Raw genomic sequence first — 18654 nt, 5'->3', positions numbered from 1 at the left:
CATAATCAAAACGTGACCGTCATTTTCGTCTTCCAACGATTGAAAATCTTGCGATTTTCAATCAGCGAGACCGCCGACCACGTTTCTCTTTCTTCTCATATTCAATTGTCAAAGAACAGACGACCAATGCCAAAACACCGCCGTCACAAAAACCCAAAGACACAAATTCGAGGACCAAACCGAAACTCGGTCCCAACCAGCATTACGCTAATCTGTCGTGGCTTTCTTTAGAACGAGAGACTTCGTCGCCAGCAGCGCCGCCGCCCTCGTCAGTGACCGGGTTATAGGCGAACACGCATTTCCAAGTCAACACCGCTTTTGCAAAATTGTCATGTTTTTTGCCCGAAGAACTCAAAACCCTTACAACACAAGGCGAATGGTCGGCTTTTTTCTGCTGTGGTTGCGTTTACGGCGCTGGAACGGCATTTCTCACGTCCATTTTGCCGCATAGAAAGTCTGATCAATGTCAGCCCTGTCGATTTCCGTTAAAAATCTGCCAGACCTGCCAATCCGAGAAACGTTGCCGCAGATCGAAAAGGCTTTTCGACATGGCAACCGTGTTGTGCTGGCAGCGCCGCCCGGCGCCGGAAAGACGACTTTGGTTCCTCTCTTTCTTCTGGAACAAGACTGGTGCTCGGGCAAAATCATTCTGCTTGAGCCACGCCGGCTGGCTGCCCGGGCTGCAGCGGGCCGCATGGCCTTCCTCCTCAACCAGCAGGTTGGTGATACGGTCGGTTATCGGATGCGCCTGGACAATCGCGTTTCCTCACAGACGCGTATAGAAGTGGTCACCGAAGGTGTTTTTGCCCGCATGATATTGGAGGATCCCGAACTCAAGGGTGTTTCGGCGGTGTTATTCGACGAATTTCACGAGCGCTCGCTGGACGCGGACTTCGGTCTCGCCCTCGCGCTGGATGTACAGATGGGGCTGCGGGACGATTTGCGGATCATCGTCATGTCGGCGACACTCGATATCGAGCGCATCAGTGAGTTGATGCAGGACGCGCCGATGATCCGCAGTGAGGGCCGCGCCTTTCCGGTCGAGATCCGTTACAAGGATCGCCCGAGTGGGGAGCGGATAGAAGACGCCGTGGTGCAAGCGATTATAGAAAGCCACCGTGTAGAAACCGGCTCGATTCTTGCCTTTCTTCCTGGCCAGGCGGAAATCGTGAGGACCGCCGGGCGGCTGGAAGGCATGTTTGGCGCCGACACGTCAATCGTGCCGCTGTTCGGTAATCTTTCGCAGAAAGAGCAGGATCTTGCCATAAGCCCGTCATCGCCCGGAAAGCGCAAGGTCGTGCTGGCCACCTCGATTGCCGAAACCTCCGTCACCATAGATGGTGTGCGGATCGTGATCGATAGCGGGCGACAAAGACTTCCGGTGTTCGAGCCATCGACCGGAATCACACGGCTGGAGACAACGCGCGTTTCGCAGGCCGCGGCGGATCAGAGGGCCGGGCGAGCGGGGCGCATGGAACCGGGTATTGCGATCCGTCTTTGGCATCGGGGCCAGACGGCATCACTCCCGCCTTTTGCACCGGCACAAATCCTTTCCAGCGATCTGTCCAGCCTTGCTCTCGACATGGCCCATTGGGGTGTTCGCGATCCATCGTCTCTGGCATTTCTGGACCAGCCGCCGGCACCTGCCCTTTCCGAAGCCCGGCAATTACTTCGCATGCTCGGTGCGCTCGATGCTTCCGACGCGCTGACCGCAAAAGGCCGACTGATGCGAGACCTTGCCCTTCCGCCAAGGCTGGCCGCGATGGCAATCGCAGGTGCAGAGGATGGCCATGCGCGACAGGCATGCAGGCTTGCAGTATTGATGACGGAACAGGGACTGGGCGGCAACGCGATCGACCTCGATGATCGGCTGCGGCATTTCGAACATGAAAGGAATAACCGCGCTGAGGCCGCACGACGGCTATCCGACCGGATCATGAAATCGCTGCCCGGAGCCGAGCGTGACGCCCCGCCAATGCATGCCGGCGCGTTGCTTCTGCATGCTTACCCCGATCGTCTCGCATTACAGCGCGGCGGATATGGTCGGTTTGTGATGGTCAACGGGCGCGGCGCCGTTCTACCCGAGACGGAGCGTCTGGCTGGCGCCCGAATGCTCGTCGTTGCCGACCTGACAGGTCGCGCCGGACAAGCACGTGTGCTGGCCGCGGCCGAAGTAGATCGCGCACAAGCCGAGACCCAGCTTGCCGTGCTTGTCGAACGCCGTGACGAGAATTTTTTCGACGCGGCCGGCCGGCAGATCAGAGCGCGGCGTGTGGTACGGATCGGCGCCGTGGTGCTGGAAGAATCACCCCTCCCCCGCCCAAGCGGGTCTGCAGCGGCCGAGGCACTGGCCGATGGCATAAGGCAACTCGGATTGTCCGCTGTCGAATTCGGCAAGGACGTGACCCAACTGCGCGATCGCATCGGTTTCCTCAACAGGACGATCGGCTCGCCTTGGCCGGATGTCAGTGATGACGCCTTGCTGGCCAGGCTCGATGATTGGTTCGTGCCTTTTCAAACTGGGAAGACCAGCCTTGGCGCTATCGATCAGGCGAGCCTTAGCGAAGGCTTGCGGTCGATGCTTCCGCACGAAATACTTCAGGATCTTGCCAGAATGGCACCGAGCCATTTCGTGGCACCGACCGGCCAGCGACATCCTATCCGTTACGACGGCGAGGAACCGGCCCTGACAATTCGGGTGCAGGAACTTTTCGGCCTGACGAAACACCCTTCCATCGCTGGGGGACGACTGCCGCTGCTGCTGGAATTGACATCGCCTGCACATCGGCCGATCCAGACAACCCGTGATCTGACGGGCTTCTGGTCAGGCTCCTGGAAAGATGTCAGAGCTGACATGCGCGGGCGTTATCCGCGACACCCATGGCCGGAAGATCCGGCGGCAGCCGCGCCGACCAACCGCGCCAAACCACGTGGAACGTGACAATGAGCATTGCAGAAAGATCTTCCCTCCGACACGCCCAGTTCGGCGATACCAGCCGGCGTATTCGCCTGCAGACCCTGGTGCGATTGCGTTGGCTCGCGGTTGCCGGCCAGAGCGTCACAGTACTAATCGTCTGGCAATTGCTGAATTTTCCGCTGCCGCTTATGGAAGCGGTGATCCTCATTGCCGCGCTGGCTGCCGCCAACCTGTTTCTGTCCTATCGTTTCGCGCCGACACATCGTCTCGAGCCGACTGCCGCATTCGCGCTACTCGGTTTCGATCTCCTACAGATGGCCGGGCTGCTGTTCATTACCGGTGGTCTTGCCAATCCGTTTGCGCCGTTGATCTGCGTGCCGGTCATTATCTCTTTTGCATCGCAGCCGCTCGTGCCTTCGCTGGCTCTGCTGGTCTTTGCGGTCATCTGCACAACCGCGCTGGTTTTCACGCCCTATTCCGTGCCGTGGTATCCGGACGACGCCCTAGAGGTCGAGCCAGTCATGCAACTGGGTGTCTGGTGCGCGATTGCATCCATGATGTCATTTGCCGCTTTTTATGCCTACCGTGTTTCACATGAAGCGACCCAGCTTGCCGACGCGCTGGCGGCGACAGAGCTTGTCCTTGAGCGTGAAAAACACCTTTCGCAGCTGGACGGTCTGGCGGCGGCGGCGGCGCATGAACTCGGCACACCGCTGGCGACGATCACAGTCGTTGCCAAGGAAATGGAGCGTGAACTCGGCAACGATGACAGATACAGCGAAGACGTGGCACTGCTGCGGAGCCAAAGCGAACGTTGTCGCGACATTCTCCGGCGGCTGACTTCACTTTCCACCGATGACGAAGAGCATATGCGGCGTCTCCCGCTCTCTTCCTTGATAGAAGAGGTAACGGCGCCGCATCGACAATTCGGCATCACCATCAGGCTGGTGGAAAAAAATACCCGCAACGGAGAACCCGTTGGCAACCGCAATGCGGGTATTTTGTATGGACTGGGCAATCTCATCGAAAATGCCGTCGATTATGCCAATGACACCGTCGTTCTCACAGTGGAGCACAATGCCGAAAAAGTGGCGGTGACGATCGAGGATGATGGTCAGGGATTTGCGCCCGATGTGCTGCTAAGGATCGGCGAACCCTATATGAGCAGCCGGCCGACATCTCAGGATCGTGCCGGCGGCCTCGGACTTGGTCTCTTTATCGCCAAGACACTTCTTGAACGCTCCGGCGCGACGCTGGAATTTGACAATAGTCAAGGCGACGGCACTGGCGCCCGTGTCCACATCGAATGGCCGCGCTGGCGGATGGAAGCAGATCAATGAAGGCTGACAGGAATACGGGTAAATTGACTTTACCGATCGACTGCAAAAGACGATAACGGACGCATTAAACAGTGGGCAAAAAGGCCTGCGGAGACGAAAATTATGATTGCAGACAGGAATGAGCCGCAAGGCACTTTGGATACGGCAGATTATATTGGCCCCGATGCATCGCTTCTGATCGTCGATGACGATGGCCCGTTTTTGAGACGTTTGGCGCGTGCGATGGAAACCCGCGGTTTTGAGGTCGAAGTGGCGGAATCCGTTACCGAGGGCATCGCCAAGTCGAAAATCCGGCCGCCGAAATATGCGGTGGTCGATCTCAGACTGGGCGACGGCAATGGTCTTGATGTCATAGAAGCCATTCGCGAAAGCCGTACGGATACGCGCGTGATCATGCTGACTGGTTACGGCAACATCGCAACCGCGGTCACTGCCGTAAAGCTTGGCGCTGTCGATTATCTGTCCAAGCCGGCCGATGCGGATGAGGTTTTCAACGCGCTAACTCAAAGGCCGGGCGAAAAGGCCGATGTGCCGGAAAACCCGATGTCTGCGGATCGCGTCCGTTGGGAACATATCCAGCGAGTGTATGAAATGTGCGAGCGCAATGTTTCGGAGACGGCCCGCCGCCTCAACATGCATCGCCGCACGTTGCAGCGCATTCTGGCAAAACGCGCGCCGAAATAATCAGAGTTCGTCGAAAGACTTGCCGGTCGCCCATTCCGCCATCATCAGGCGTTGGGCGGCTGCACGCGCAAAATTAAGCATGACGGATTTGCGCGTTGCCGGCGCTAGCCGATGTTCCGGCGCCTCGCGCAGCAGGTGGCTGCCATAACCATCCGAGAGAAACAGCCCGCAGTCTTCCGGAAAGATATCGAGCGGCACATCCTTATGGGTGGCGAAAAACAGCCGATCGCAATGATGCCGGTAATCGGGCCATTTGCGATCAACGCGAAAATCCTCGATCGAGGTTTTGATCTCGACGATCCAGATCTCGCCCTTGTCCGATATGCTGATCAGGTCAGCGCGACGGCCGCTGGCCAGCGACAGTTCCGGAATGACCGCATGGCGCATATCGTTCAATAAAATCTGCATACCGCGTCGCACCATCATGGCCCGGACCGACTGCCGGCCATCGACCAGTGGGTTTTCATTTCCGAGGCTGATAATAGTCATAGTGAATATCTGCTGCGAATCTCGCCGGCCTCCCGACAATGTTGCAAAAAGGTCATGACCTTTTCAATTGTGCGATAGCGTACGTCTGACGCATCGCGGCATCTTGCAAAGCCTAATGTAATGGCAAATAACGGCGATCAAAGGTGAGCGTTTCATCTTCGGTTCACAATCTTCATTTCCAAGAGAAATCCATGCGCATCCGCACCAGCATGATCGCTTCCGGCTTGGCCCTGTTGGCCTTGGCAGGCTGCTCCACGACGTCTGAAACAAAGGTGGCTTCCAATGCCCCGGCGACTGTCGAAACCTCGGAAATCTTCACAGATTCCTACAGCAGCGTCACCGATGCAGGTTACACGCTGCCCGCCATCCCGATCAGCCGTCTAGACAAGAAGTTTCATCGCCAGATCGTCAGCTTCGACACGGCCGAACGTCCCGGCACGATCATCGTGAACACGCGCGAGCGCTTCCTTTATTATATCCTGCCGCGCGGCAAGGCCGTTCGTTACGGCATCGGCGTCGGCAAGCAGGGTTTTGCCTGGGCTGGCGAAGCCTATGTTGCCTGGAAGCAGGAATGGCCGAACTGGCATCCGCCGAAGGAAATGGCAGCTCGTAAACCGGACATCGCAAAATATGTCGAAGCCGGCATGGGCCCGGGCCTCAACAATCCGCTCGGTGCACGCGCCATGTATCTTTTCAACGAAAAGGGTCAGGACACGCTGTTCCGCCTTCACGGCACGCCGGAATGGGCTTCGATCGGCACCGCTGCTTCGTCGGGCTGCATTCGCATGATCAACCAGGATGTGATCGATCTCTACCGCCGGGTTCAGCCCGGTCGCCAGACCAAGGTCGTCGTGATCCAGTAATCGGATGATACGCACAAACGAAGCGGCTCGGGAAATCGGGCCGCTTTTTTGTTGTCAATTGCGCAGCGTCACACGCATCGGCAATCCATCCCGCGGCTGCGTCGTCAGCTTCTGCACAGGCCATGGGTCTGTTTGCGGCGTTACATCGAAGCGGTAACGTTTCATCAGAACGGCTAGGGCAATGACCGCCTCCTGCATCGCAAAGGTGGCGCCAATACAGACACGCGGGCCCGCGCCGAAGGGCAGATATTGGAACCGGCTGATATTGCCGCGATTTTCCGGCAGGAATCGTTCCGGCATGAATGCACGTGGCTTTTCCCAATAAAGCTCGTGGCGATGCAGCGTCCACGGCATGACGAGCGCGGTCGTGCCGGCCGCAATCTCCACCGTCTTGCCATCCGGTGAATTCCAGCTGTCGTCCTTGATAGCAGCACGGTTGATCGATGGCGCTGGCGGATAGAGGCGGAGAGCTTCTTCAAAGGCCGCGCGAACATTCGGCATCAGGTCCAGCCATTCCACCGGCTCAGCCCCACTTGCGACAATTCGATCGACTTCTTCTTCCATGGCCTGTCGGATATGTGGCGATTGTGCCACGCAATAAAGCGTCCAGGCAAGCGCACGGGCCGTGGTCTCGTGGCCCGCGCCGATGAAGGTCAGAATATTGTCCTCAATCTCGTCGAGCGTCAGCCCATCCGGCCCGGCCTGTTGCAGGAGCAGCGTCAGGAAATCCTGCGGCGCGTCGGCCGGATTGGCCGCTATCTTCGCCTTTCTGTGCTCCATCGTGTTGCGCACGATTTCCCTGAATTTGTCGAGCACCCGCTTGCCGCCGATACGCGTGATCCGCGGCACCCACGACGGGGCTCGCAAAAGGTCCATCGGATCGACGCGACCCATGCGGTGCAAAAGCTGATCGACATCATCAGAAAAGTTGCTGGTTTCGGAGATGATGTCACCGGAAAACAGCGTTTCGGACAGGATGGCAAAGGCAAGTTCGGTCATATCGACCGAAACGTCGTGGACGCGGCCGGCAGAACCGACATCCGCATATTTTTCCGCATACTCTTCCGACTTTGCCAGCATCTGCCCGGCGAAACCCTTGGCGTGGCGGGGCGTGAACACCGGCGCCATGGCCTTGCGTGAACGCTTCCAGACCTGCCCTTCCGCGGTCAGCAATCCATCCCGCAGGATCGGCCGCAGGATGAGTTGGCGAATTTCCGACATTTCGTAATTGGCGGCGTTATCCACCAGCACATGCCGGATCAGGCCAGGATCGTTGATGATGAGCGTCCGCTCCTGGAAAAATTTTGTATCGATCCAGGGGAGAGTGTAGGATGGCTGCCCCCACAACTCGAGCGGATTGCGCAAGACCGTGCGGATGATTTCCAGCCACGATGGCGGCACGGTGCGGGGCACAGGTGCCGGCGGAACGAAAGGTTCGGGACGCATGTCCATCAGCGATCCTCCTTCATATGAGGATCTATATCAGTCTTCAGAGAAGCGATTTCAAATCGGCAAGCTTGTCGTTGACCAGCCAGCCGTAATAATTCTCTTCCGGCAGGCCGCCACGAGCCTTGAGTGCCGCAGCACGCTGTGCCGAACCGCCAGTATTATAAAGCGTGGCGGTGATACCGGGATTGTTGCTGATATCGACATCGGCAATGGACGAATAATCATCGATCGAGCGGCGGATCGTGGCCGCCATATAGGCAAGCGATTTGTCAGGATCCATGATGGCCCGATAGACCTCGCCGGCATCGTTTTCATCCAGCTTGGAATAACCGGATTTTTTGGCGACCATGTCGGACTGCATCAAAGCCGTCAGCGGGTTGATCTGCCCGAGGCCAAAAGTCTGGCCCGCATAGAAGGGCTGGAAGAAGACAGCGCTGAAGCGATTGTCGGGATAGGCATTGCTGCCGACTTTTTTATCGCGAAACATCTTTTCCCAGACGTTTTCGCGGCAAGACCACAGACGATACGAATCGCTGATGCCATTGCACCCGGAGAATTCCGGACGACCGACAAAATCGGCGATACTCTCGTCCTTGTAGCCGAAACGGAAACTGTTGCCGGCATAAGCGGCGGCTTTCACGTAATAGCTCTGCAGACGATCATAGGCATCGACATTGTAAGTATGTTCGCCAACGATGGCGCCCACCATATGGATCGGATCGATCCCATAGGTGCGTGCCGTTGACTTGATCTTGGCGATCAGAGATTTGTCGGTCGCCAGGAGTTCACGGATCTTGTCGTATTTGTCATCGAACGTGGTGCGGCCAGCGCGGGTGCGGCGAACCGATGCGCCCGGAATTTTCGGCTGTTCGATATTGCGATTGCCCGGAGGAACGACAGTATCCGCCAATGCCGGCGTCGGCGCGCACCACGCCAGCAAGGACAAAGTCAGGACGAAGCCTGTAAAGGCGGATTTACCGGTATGATTTCGCAACATCGTCTCCTGCCGATCGCTCGGCGATCCTGGGCAGATCTGCGGAAGGAGCCAGCGCTTTTCAGTAAAACGCGCCTGCTTTACGTGAAAGGTAGGCGCGCTGTCGAGCTTTCAACGCTCAAAAAGCCATCACAGTTTGAAGAGTGCAGCCGGACAGTGGCCCGGCTGCCACGCCTTTTAGAGGATGTAACGTGACAGATCGGCATCGGCTGCGATATCGCCGACATGTTTTCGCACATACTCCGCATCGATCGTGATCGACGTGCCGCCCTGGTCGGGTGCCGTGAACGAAATTTCGTCCAGCACACGCTCCATCACGGTCTGCAGTCGGCGAGCGCCGATATTTTCGACCGACGAGTTCAAATGAACAGCTACATCGGCCAGCGCATCGATGGCATCATCGGTGAAGTCGAGGCTGACATCTTCCGTTCCCATCAACGCCTTGTACTGGCGGATGAGGCTGGCTTCGGTTTCCGTCAGGATGCGGCGGAAATCTTCCTTGACCAGCGGCCGAAGCTCGACACGGATCGGCAGGCGGCCCTGCAATTCCGGCAGAAGATCCGACGGCTTGGAAACGTGGAAAGCACCAGAGGCGATGAACAGGATATGGTCGGTTTTGACCGGACCATATTTGGTCGACACCGTCGTGCCTTCGACCAGCGGCAGCAGGTCGCGCTGTACGCCTTCACGCGACACGCCGGCACCCATGCCACCGTCGCGCGCCGCGATCTTGTCGATCTCGTCGAGGAAAACGATGCCGTCATTCTCGACCGACCGAACCGCCTCACGCTGGATGACTTCGTTGTCAATCAGCTTGTCGGATTCATCACGGATCAGTTCACCATAGGATTTTTGAACGGTGGTGCGCACCTTCTTGGTACGGCCGCCCATGGCCTTGCCGAACATTTCGGACAGGTTCAGAACGCCGATATTGGCGCCCGGCATGCCGGGGATCTCGAAACCACCAGGCATGCCAGCACCTGTGTCGGATACCTCGATATCGATTTCCTTGTCGTCCAGTTCACCTGCGCGCAGCTTCTTGCGGAAATTATCGCGGGTGGCGGGCGAAGCGGTCGAGCCGACCAGTGCGTCGAGTACACGCTCCTCGGCGCTCATATGCGCCTTGGCCTGCACTTCCGAGCGCTTCTTTTCACGCACAAGGCCGATACCGATTTCGACGAGGTCGCGAATAATCTGCTCGACATCGCGGCCGACATAACCGACCTCGGTGAATTTCGTGGCTTCGACCTTGATGAAGGGCGCGCCGGCCAGCTTTGCCAGACGACGAGAGATTTCCGTCTTGCCGACGCCGGTCGGGCCGATCATCAGGATATTTTTGGGCATGACTTCATCGCGCAGGCCCTCTTCGAGCTGCTGACGGCGCCAGCGGTTGCGCAGCGCGATCGCTACCGCGCGCTTGGCCTCGTGCTGGCCGATGATGTAGCGATCGAGTTCGGAGACGGTTTCTCTGGGAGAAAAATTGGTCATTGTCTTCCTTTCGGCCCCCTCTGTGGCTCCGGCCGTTACGGCCCGGCGCCAAGGGTCCATGACATTGGAATGCAGTTATTCGGCGTCGAGGCTTTCGACCACGATATTATGGTTGGTGTAGACGCAGATATCGGCAGCGATTTCGAGCGCCGTCTTGGCAATCTCGTCTGCCGATTTGTCCGTGTCCATCAGGGCTCGAGCCGCTGCAAAGGCGTAGTTGCCGCCCGAACCGATGGCGACGGTGCCGTGTTCAGGCTCCAAAACGTCGCCATTGCCGGTGATCGCCAGCGTGATCGACTTGTCGGCCACCAGCATCATCGCCTCGAGGTGGCGCAGATAACGGTCGGTGCGCCAGTCCTTGGCGAGTTCGACGGCGGCGCGCATCAACTGGCCGGGATATTGTTCTAGCTTCTTTTCGAGACGGTCGAGAAGTGTGAAGGCATCCGCAGTCGCGCCCGCAAAACCGGCAATCACTTCGCCGCCCTTGCCGATGCGACGTACCTTGCGCGCATTGCCCTTCATGACGGTCTGGCCGAGGCTCACCTGACCGTCTCCGGCCATGATCACCTTTCCGCCTTTCCGCACCGTGATGATTGTTGTCATAGAAACACCTGTCTGCCCGCTTGGACGGGCTCTTTGAATTCGGCCTCCGATGGCCGGTTGGGTTCTATGTAAGTGGGCAAATCGCGAATGCAAATGCTGCGCTTTTATGACCTTGCCGTTCTGGATATTTCAGCGCCCCCCTGATAAGGAACCGCAATATTTCCAGTATGGAGCGTTCTATGGCCGCCGCCAAAGACAGCCGAACCGCAACGGTTTCCCGCAAGACGAACGAGACGGCGATTTCCGTTACCGTCAATCTCGACGGCACGGGCACGTCGAAGATCAGCTCGGGCATCGGCTTCTTCGACCATATGCTGGAGCAGCTCAGCCGACATTCGCTGATCGACATGGACATCGACGTGAAGGGCGATCTGCATATCGACGACCACCATTCGGTCGAGGATACCGGCATTGCCATCGGCCAGGCGATTTCCAAGGCGCTGGGCGACCGTCGCGGCATTACCCGTTACGCTTCGCTCGATCTGGCCATGGACGAAACTATGACCAAGGCTGCCGTCGATCTGTCCGGCCGTCCTTTCCTCGTCTGGAACGTCGCCTTCAGCGCCCCCAAGATCGGCACGTTCGATACCGAACTGGTGCGCGAATTCTTTCAGGCGCTCGCCCAGAATGCCGGCATTACCCTGCATGTGCTGAACCATTACGGCGCCAACAACCACCATATCGCCGAGACCTGCTTCAAGGCAGTGGCTCGGGTGCTGCGCACCGCGACCGAAATCGACGCGCGTCAGGCCGACCGCGTACCATCCACCAAGGGAACGCTCGTCTGATCGGGCCTTAAGGAGGTTTCGTGATCAGCTATACCGTATTGACGCCACCTGGGGGAGCTGACCGGGATCACGCATCGACGCTTTTCATCGCCGATCGTTTTATCTGGTCTGCGATGCTTCTGCCGTGGATCTGGCTTCTGTCGCGTCGCATGTGGTTTGCGGCTTTCGTTGTCTTTGTCGCCGAATGTCTTGCAATTTTCCTCATGCGGCAGCCGGGGCTCGGCACAGCGGGCCTGCTGGCAATCCTCGCCATCCATGCGCTGGTTGCGCTTGAAGGTGGCCATCTCCATATCCGCCATCTGATTGCCGGAGGCTGGCATGTGGCGGGACTGGAAACAGCACCGGATCTGGCAACGGCCGAAGAGATGTTCTTCGCCGATCTGCCTGAACCCGTTGCAGCCTCCCTGCCTGCGGCATCCGACTGGGCCAAACCGAATTCTTCATCGACACAAGGCTGGAGTGCACCCGCGCTTGGTCTTTTCGACAATACTGGAGCACGCTGATGCGCGTTGCCATCATCGACTACGGATCGGGAAACCTGCGATCCGCCACCAAGGCATTCGAACGCGCCGCGCATGAAGCCGGAATTGATGCCACGATCGACCTGACAGACAGGCCGGAAGCGATCGCCTCCGCCGACAGGATCGTTCTGCCCGGCGTTGGCGCCTATGCCGATTGCCGTGCCGGCCTTGCGGCTGTTGACGGCATGCATGAGGCGCTGCTCGAAGTGGTGGAGAAGAAGGCACATCCCTTCCTCGGCATCTGCGTCGGCATGCAGCTGATGTCGTCACGCGGCCTTGAAAAGACGGTCACCGAAGGCTTTGGATGGATAGAAGGTGACGTCGTGGAGATGGCACCTTCCGACCCGAGCCTGAAAATTCCGCAGATCGGATGGAATACGCTGGATCTGAAAACCAGCCACCCGATCTTCGATGGCATCCCGACAGGTCCCGACGGGTTGCATGCCTATTTCGTGCATTCCTACCATCTTGCCGCCCGCAATGGCCATGATGTCATCGCCACCACCAATTACGGTGGCGCGATGACCGCCTTTGTCGGCCGCGACAACATGGTCGGATCGCAATTCCACCCGGAAAAGAGCCAGGCGCTTGGCCTCGCCCTGATCGCCAACTTCATGAAATGGGCTCCGTGATGATTCTTTTCCCGGCTATCGATCTTAAGGACGGCCAGTGCGTGCGCCTGAAACTCGGCGACATGGAACAGGCCACTGTCTACAACACCGACCCCGGCGCGCAGGCAAAAGCCTTCGAGGATCAGGGGTTTGAATGGCTGCATGTAGTCGATCTTAATGGCGCGTTCGCCGGCGAGACGGTCAACGGTGATGCCGTCGACGCGATCCTGAAAGCGACCAAGAACCCGGTTCAGCTCGGCGGCGGCATCCGTACGCTCGATCATATCGAGGCGTGGCTGTCGCGCGGGCTTGCCCGCGTCATCCTCGGCACTGTTGCCGTGCGTGATCCGAACCTCGTGCTGGAAGCCTGCACACGTTTTCCCGGACAGGTCGCCGTCGGCATCGATGCCAAGGGCGGCAAGGTAGCCGTAGAAGGCTGGGCTGAGGCGTCCGAACTCGGCGTCATCGAGCTTGCAAAAAAATTCGAAGGCGCCGGTGTTTCGGCGATCATCTATACCGATATCGATCGCGACGGCATTCTGGCCGGTATCAACTGGGATTCCACGCTGGAGCTTGCCGATGCCGTTTCCATTCCGGTGATCGCCTCGGGTGGTCTTGCCTCCATGGACGATATCCGCCGGATGCTGGAACCGGATGCACAAAAACTCGAAGGCGCGATTTCCGGCCGTGCGCTCTATGACGGCCGTATCAACCCGGACGAGGCCCTGGCCCTGATCCGGGCAGCCAAGGGAGCGACGGCATGACCCTCAAGGCTCGCGTCATTCCCTGTCTCGACGTCAAGGACGGCCGTGTCGTCAAAGGCGTCAACTTTGTCGACCTGATCGATGCCGGTGACCCGGTAGAAGCCGCCAAAGCCTATGATGCGGCCGGTGCCGATGAACTCTGCTTTCTCGACATCACCGCATCCTCGGACAATCGAGACACGATTTTCGACGTTGTGGCTCGCACCGCCGATCATTGTTTCATGCCGCTGACGGTCGGAGGCGGTGTGCGCTCCGTCGGTGATATCCGCAAACTGCTGCTTGCCGGTGCCGACAAGGTGTCGATCAATTCGGCGGCGGTGAACAATCCCGATTTCGTGGCTGAGGCCGCCGACAAGTTCGGCAACCAGTGCATTGTCGTTTCGATCGATGCCAAGCGTCGCCTGACGCAATCGGTTGGCGGTGACAACCGCAGCGAATGGGAAATCTATACCCATGGCGGCCGCAATGCGACGGGCATCGATGCCGTCGAATTTGCCGCTCGCATGGTCGAACGCGGCGCCGGCGAATTGCTGGTGACTTCGATGGACCGTGACGGCACCAAGGTCGGCTATGATCTGGAACTGACCCGCGCGATCGCCGATGCGGTGCGTGTGCCGGTCATCGCATCCGGTGGTGTCGGCACGCTGGACGATCTCGTCGCCGGCGTGAAGGACGGCCATGCGACCGCCGTTCTGGCCGCTTCGATTTTCCACTTCGGCACCTATACGATTGGCGAGGCAAAGCGCTATATGACCGACCATGGCATTGCCATGCGGCTGGACTGACGGGAGGCAGACTTGGGCGAATTTTCTTTGAGCGATCTGGAAAAGATCGTGGCGGAGCGCGCCTTGGCGTCTCCGGATCAATCTTGGACAGCCAAGCTCGTCGCTGCCGGCCAGACCAAAGCGGCAAAGAAGCTCGGCGAAGAGGCGATCGAAACGGTCATTGCCGCCGTGGCGCAGGACCGCAAGGACCTTGTCGGCGAAAGCGCGGACCTTCTTTATCATCTTTTGGTCGTATTGAAGATTGCCGATATCCCGCTACAGGATGTGCTGGATGAACTCCAGCGCCGGACCGGACAATCCGGTCTTCAGGAAAAGGCTAGCCGTCAACCATCATGACCAGTGCGCCGCAGCCCGCCGAGGCATTTGAGGTCGGCATGATAACGGAACCTTATTCGCCCTATCACCACTTCACCGCAGATGAATGGGCAAAATTCCGAGCAGATACGCCGCTGACCCTGAAGGCCGAGGAAATTGCCCGGCTGCGTTCTCTCGACGACCCGATCAATATCGATGAAGTGCGGCGGATTTATCTATCGCTGTCGCGTCTTCTGTCCTCGCATGTCGAGGCGTCGCAACTGCTTTTCCAGCAGCGAAACCGTTTTCTCAGCCTGTCGGACATCACCAAGACGCCTTTCATCATCGGCATTGCCGGATCGGTCGCCGTCGGTAAATCCACCACGGCCCGTATCCTGAAGGAATTGATGGCGCGCTGGCCTTCCAGCCCGAAGGTGGATCTGATCACCACGGACGGTTTTCTCTATCCCAATGCCGTTCTGCAGCGTGAAAACCTGATGGAGCGCAAGGGGTTTCCGGAAAGCTACGACGTCGGTGCCATTCTGCGTTTTCTGTCGGCCATCAAGGCCGGTGAGCCGAATGTGCAGGCTCCGCGTTATTCGCATCTCACCTACGATGTTCTGCCGGACGAATTCACGACCGTCGACCGGCCGGATATCCTGATCTTCGAAGGCATCAACGTCCTGCAATCCCGAACGCTGCCGACGGATGGGAAAATCATTCCGATTGTCTCCGACTTCTTTGACTTCTCGATCTATATCGATGCGGACGAGGACCGGATTCACAGCTGGTATGTGCAGCGTTTCATGAAACTGCGTGAAACTGCCTTCCGCGACCCGACCTCGTTCTTCAAAAAATATGCCGCAATCGACACCGATGCCGCCCTGGCCGTCGCCGAAAACCTCTGGCAGAACATCAACCTGAAAAACCTGCGCCAGAACATTCTGCCGACGCGGCCACGTGCCGATCTCATCCTGCGCAAGGGCCGGGATCATTTCATCGAGACGGTTTCTCTGAGAAAACTGTAGGCGATGTATCGCCGGCCGTTTCTCTTTACGAATTGACCCGTCGCAGCGTCAGGTTGATGCGGCCACCATTTTTCAGAAGCGTCGACGTGTCGGGATAAATCCGATCCACGCCGTGAAACGCCAACCTCCCCTCACCGCCCAGAAGCACGATATCGCCGCTTGAAAGCTTGAACGATCCCGTCGGTGCCTTGCGATCGAGACTACCAACGCGGAAAAGGCAGGTATTGCCGAGCGAGATGGACAGAACCGGCGCGTCAAACGCGTTTTCGTCCTTGTCCTGATGCAGACCCATTTTTGCGTCGTCGCTATAGAAATTGACGAGGCAGGCTTCGGGCGGCCTTGCATGATCCGCCAGCTTTTCCCACAAATCGAAAAGTTCCCGCGGCATCTCGGGCCAGGCTTTGCCGGTCACCGGGTGTGTAGACTGATAACGATAACCGCGCACCTTGTCGGTTACCCAGCCAAGCGGCCCGCAATTGGTCATGCGAACAGACATCGGCTTGCCGGTGCCGGGCATGACGGGCACATAGAGCGGCGCCTCGACAACGATCCGGCGGATGACGTCGACCAGATGTTCCTGTGCGGCACGATCCAGATAACCCGGTAGGTGTCTTATGCCATTCGTCAACGTCGCCACAGGTTCTCCTCCCCGGTTATCGATCAATCGCCCGAGGGACGTCCGCGCATCTTCTTGACCTCGGATCGCCCCGACTTAGCCTTCAGTCGGCGTTCCACGGAGCCTTTTGTCGGCTTGGTCGCCTTGCGGGGCGGCGGTGGCGGTTTTGCGGCTTCGAGGATCAGTTCCTTCAGCCGTTCCCTCGCCTCCTCGCGATTTCGATCCTGGCTGCGCGACCGGCTGGCCTCGATCATCAGCGTGCCATCCTTGGAGACACGTCGGCCACCCAATCGCAGCGCGTTTTCCTTGACGCGATCCGGCAACGAGGGTGAATTTGTGATGTTGAAGAACAGCTGGACAGCCGTCGACACCTTGTTCACATGCTGGCCGCCGGCACCACCCGAAAGCACGAACTGCTCGGTCAGCTCCCATCCGGCGATGGTGATACGGTGATTGATGATGAGGGGGTCGCTGGCCATGTCCTGTCTCCGGGTTTCTCCTTCCCACAAACACGGGCATAAGAAAACCGCCGGCATCGAAATCGATACCGGCGGTTCAATGTTCCACGTGAATCAGGAATTTATTCCGCTGCGATCAGCATGCCCGGAGCGGCATCACGCACCTTGCTGTCGACGTGATCCTCGAACTTGGCAAAGTTGCTGATGAACATCGCCACCAGCTTGGCGGCCTGCTGGTCATAGGCAATGCCATCCGACCATGTGGAGCGCGGATCGAGAATGCTTGTGTCAACTCCCTGTACGGTCACCGGTACGGAAAAGCCGAAATTGGCATCGGTGCGGAACTCGGCGCTCTTTAGGCTGCCATTCAGGGCAGAAGTTAGGAGAGCACGGGTTTCCTTGATCGGCATGCGACGACCGGTGCCATAAGCGCCGCCGGTCCAGCCGGTATTGACCAGCCAGCAATCGACGCCATGGCGATCGATCAGATCGCGCAACAGATTGCCGTATTCGGTCGGATGACGTGGCATGAACGGCGCGCCGAAGCAGGTGGAGAAGGTTGCTTCCGGCTCCTTCACGCCCTTTTCCGTGCCGGCAACCTTGGCGGTGTAACCCGACAGGAAGTGGTACATGGCCTGTTCCGGCGTCAGCTTGGCGATCGGCGGCATGACGCCGAACGCGTCGGCGGTCAGCATGATGATCGTCTTCGGGTGCGGCGCGATACCGGTCTTCGAGGCATTCGGAATGAAATGCAGCGGATAGGCGCTGCGGGTGTTTTCCGTCAGCGAATTGTCGTCGAAATTCGGCACGCGGTTTTCGTCGAGAACGACGTTTTCCAGTACCGTGCCGAAACGACGGGTCGCGGCATAGATTTCCGGCTCGGCTTCGGCCGACAGCTTGATGGCCTTGGCATAGCAACCGCCTTCGAAATTGAAGATGCCGTTTTCGCCCCAGCCATGCTCGTCGTCGCCGATCAGCGTGCGGTTCGGATCCGCCGACAGCGTGGTCTTGCCGGTGCCGGAGAGACCGAAAAACACGGCCGCATCGCCATCCGGGCCGACATTGGCCGAGCAGTGCATCGGCATGACGCCCTTTTCAGGCAGAAGGTAGTTGAGAACCGTGAAGACCGATTTTTTGTTTTCACCGGCATAGGACGTGCCGCCAATCAGAACCAGGCCATTGCTCAGGTCGCAGGCGATGACCGTTTCCGAACGGCAGCCGTGGCGTGCCGGATCCGCCTTGAAGCTCGGCAGGTTGACGATCGTCAGTTTCGGCAGGAAACCCGACAGCGTGCCGCGATCCGGACGGATCAGCAGGTTGCGGATAAACAGGGCATGCCAAGCGAATTCGGTGACAACGCGGGTCGGCAATGCGTTTTCTGCGTCGGCGCCACCGATCAGATCCTGCACATAGAGATTTTTGCCGGCGGCATGGGCGAACATGTCCTTGCGCAGCAACTCGAAATGTTCCGGCGAAAGCGGCTTGTTGTTGTCCCACCAGATCTGGCTGTCGGTCTTGGTGTCACGAACGACGAACTTGTCCTTCGGCGAACGGCCGGTGTGCTGGCCGGTGACGGCGCGCAGGGCGCCATCGATGGTCAGTTCGGCTTCCTTATTTGCGAGAGCCGCTTCGTAAAGCTCGGTCTCGATGAGGTTATAGCGGACGCTCGAAGCGCCGGAGAGGCCGATAACCTCTACACCATTCGCCGGATTATGAAGTCCGATCTGCTCCATGTCACGCTTTCCCTTCTTTTAAACTCGGATTGCCAATGACGCCGGAAACTAGTGTCAGTTTTTTAAATAGGCAATACGCAAACTTAAAAAAGACAAGCAAGATCAAATATTTAATCGATTTAAAGAATTTTCTTCTGTTTTAAATCGGTTTGATCACCACATGCGAACCGTCAATTCAGCTTGCTAATCTAAAGGTGGATCTGCAACTGCCCTTTGACGTTGCCACAAT

The 18654-nt window shown here is 58.2% G+C and carries 19 protein-coding genes; 11 read left to right on the top strand and 8 right to left on the bottom strand.

Annotated elements, in window-relative coordinates:
• The first annotated feature begins 472 nt into the window (after positions 1-472).
• The 3 genes from hrpB to ACRQ1B_RS27065 all read left to right on the top strand — a co-directional run bounded on the left by hrpB (position 473) and on the right by ACRQ1B_RS27065 (position 4941).
• Positions 473-2941 (top strand): ATP-dependent helicase HrpB, encoded by a 2469-nt coding sequence (hrpB, locus tag ACRQ1B_RS27075; RefSeq protein ID WP_432297282.1) that lies wholly within the window; start codon positions 473-475, stop codon positions 2939-2941.
• A 2-nt stretch (positions 2942-2943) separates the two neighbouring features.
• The gene (locus ACRQ1B_RS27070; RefSeq protein WP_432297267.1) at positions 2944-4257 is read left to right on the top strand and encodes an ActS/PrrB/RegB family redox-sensitive histidine kinase; all 1314 of its coding nucleotides are present in this window, start codon (positions 2944-2946) and stop codon (positions 4255-4257) included.
• Positions 4258-4359: 102 nt separating this feature from the next.
• Complete coding sequence (locus tag ACRQ1B_RS27065) at positions 4360-4941, top strand: ActR/PrrA/RegA family redox response regulator transcription factor (RefSeq protein WP_432297265.1); 582 nt, start codon at positions 4360-4362, stop codon at positions 4939-4941.
• On the opposite strand, the gene ACRQ1B_RS27060 is transcribed toward ACRQ1B_RS27065, so the two are convergent.
• The gene (locus tag ACRQ1B_RS27060) at positions 4942-5430 is read right to left on the bottom strand and encodes an MmcB family DNA repair protein (RefSeq protein ID WP_432297264.1); all 489 of its coding nucleotides are present in this window, start codon (positions 5428-5430) and stop codon (positions 4942-4944) included.
• 191 nt (positions 5431-5621) lie between these two features.
• Here ACRQ1B_RS27060 and ACRQ1B_RS27055 point away from each other — a divergent pair, with 191 nt between their 5' ends.
• Positions 5622-6293, top strand: coding sequence for a L,D-transpeptidase (locus ACRQ1B_RS27055; protein ID WP_432297262.1), 672 nt, complete (start codon positions 5622-5624; stop codon positions 6291-6293).
• 54 nt (positions 6294-6347) lie between these two features.
• On the opposite strand, the gene ACRQ1B_RS27050 is transcribed toward ACRQ1B_RS27055, so the two are convergent.
• The 4 genes from ACRQ1B_RS27050 to hslV form a co-directional block, all read right to left on the bottom strand.
• A complete protein-coding gene (locus tag ACRQ1B_RS27050) occupies positions 6348-7745 on the bottom strand; it encodes a cytochrome P450 (RefSeq protein WP_432297260.1) in 1398 nt (465 codons plus the stop codon).
• 37 nt (positions 7746-7782) lie between these two features.
• Complete coding sequence (locus tag ACRQ1B_RS27045) at positions 7783-8739, bottom strand: DUF1402 family protein (protein WP_432297259.1); 957 nt, start codon at positions 8737-8739, stop codon at positions 7783-7785.
• Between the two features lie 174 nt (positions 8740-8913).
• Positions 8914-10224, bottom strand: a complete 1311-nt coding sequence (hslU, locus tag ACRQ1B_RS27040; RefSeq protein WP_432297258.1) for an ATP-dependent protease ATPase subunit HslU — start codon at positions 10222-10224, stop codon at positions 8914-8916.
• A gap of 75 nt (positions 10225-10299) precedes the next feature.
• Entirely contained in the window at positions 10300-10827 is a 528-nt protein-coding gene (gene hslV, locus ACRQ1B_RS27035) for an ATP-dependent protease subunit HslV (RefSeq protein WP_432297257.1), read from the bottom strand.
• 179 nt (positions 10828-11006) lie between these two features.
• On the opposite strand from hslV, the gene hisB reads away from it, so the two are divergent.
• From hisB to coaA, 7 genes are read left to right on the top strand one after another with little or no spacing between them, the layout of a single operon-like run.
• Positions 11007-11615: an imidazoleglycerol-phosphate dehydratase HisB gene (gene hisB / locus ACRQ1B_RS27030; protein WP_432297255.1), complete on the top strand. Its 609-nt coding sequence runs from the start codon at positions 11007-11009 to the stop codon at positions 11613-11615.
• Positions 11616-11635: 20 nt separating this feature from the next.
• Positions 11636-12118, top strand: a complete 483-nt coding sequence (locus ACRQ1B_RS27025; protein ID WP_432297254.1) for a DUF2628 domain-containing protein — start codon at positions 11636-11638, stop codon at positions 12116-12118.
• Positions 12118-12768, top strand: a complete 651-nt coding sequence (hisH, locus tag ACRQ1B_RS27020) for an imidazole glycerol phosphate synthase subunit HisH (protein ID WP_432297253.1) — start codon at positions 12118-12120, stop codon at positions 12766-12768. Before ACRQ1B_RS27025 ends, hisH begins: the two co-directional genes overlap by 1 nt.
• Positions 12768-13511, top strand: a complete 744-nt coding sequence (hisA, locus tag ACRQ1B_RS27015; RefSeq protein ID WP_432297280.1) for a 1-(5-phosphoribosyl)-5-[(5-phosphoribosylamino)methylideneamino]imidazole-4-carboxamide isomerase — start codon at positions 12768-12770, stop codon at positions 13509-13511. The genes hisH and hisA overlap by 1 nt, the downstream gene beginning before the upstream one ends.
• Positions 13508-14296, top strand: coding sequence for an imidazole glycerol phosphate synthase subunit HisF (gene hisF, locus ACRQ1B_RS27010; RefSeq protein WP_432297252.1), 789 nt, complete (start codon positions 13508-13510; stop codon positions 14294-14296). The genes hisA and hisF overlap by 4 nt, the downstream gene beginning before the upstream one ends.
• A gap of 12 nt (positions 14297-14308) precedes the next feature.
• Positions 14309-14632 (top strand): phosphoribosyl-ATP diphosphatase, encoded by a 324-nt coding sequence (locus tag ACRQ1B_RS27005; protein WP_432297250.1) that lies wholly within the window; start codon positions 14309-14311, stop codon positions 14630-14632.
• Positions 14629-15618, top strand: coding sequence for a type I pantothenate kinase (gene coaA / locus ACRQ1B_RS27000; protein ID WP_432297248.1), 990 nt, complete (start codon positions 14629-14631; stop codon positions 15616-15618). Before ACRQ1B_RS27005 ends, coaA begins: the two co-directional genes overlap by 4 nt.
• A 25-nt stretch (positions 15619-15643) precedes the next feature.
• Here the strand turns inward: coaA and ACRQ1B_RS26995 are convergent, their stop codons facing one another.
• The 3 genes from ACRQ1B_RS26995 to ACRQ1B_RS26985 form a co-directional block, all read right to left on the bottom strand.
• The gene (locus ACRQ1B_RS26995; RefSeq protein WP_432297247.1) at positions 15644-16255 is read right to left on the bottom strand and encodes an alpha-ketoglutarate-dependent dioxygenase AlkB; all 612 of its coding nucleotides are present in this window, start codon (positions 16253-16255) and stop codon (positions 15644-15646) included.
• Positions 16256-16278: 23 nt separating this feature from the next.
• Complete coding sequence (gene arfB, locus ACRQ1B_RS26990; protein ID WP_432297246.1) at positions 16279-16713, bottom strand: alternative ribosome rescue aminoacyl-tRNA hydrolase ArfB; 435 nt, start codon at positions 16711-16713, stop codon at positions 16279-16281.
• 101 nt (positions 16714-16814) lie between these two features.
• The gene (locus tag ACRQ1B_RS26985; protein WP_432297245.1) at positions 16815-18425 is read right to left on the bottom strand and encodes a phosphoenolpyruvate carboxykinase; all 1611 of its coding nucleotides are present in this window, start codon (positions 18423-18425) and stop codon (positions 16815-16817) included.
• Between the last annotated feature and the right edge of the window lie 229 nt (positions 18426-18654).

Origin of the sequence: Endobacterium panacihumi (assembly GCF_050847465.1) — a bacterium.
Taxonomy (GTDB): domain Bacteria; phylum Pseudomonadota; class Alphaproteobacteria; order Rhizobiales; family Rhizobiaceae; genus Neorhizobium; species Neorhizobium panacihumi.
The sequence above is the reverse complement of the archived record's forward strand: the minus strand, read 5'-3'. Positions and strand labels throughout refer to the sequence as shown.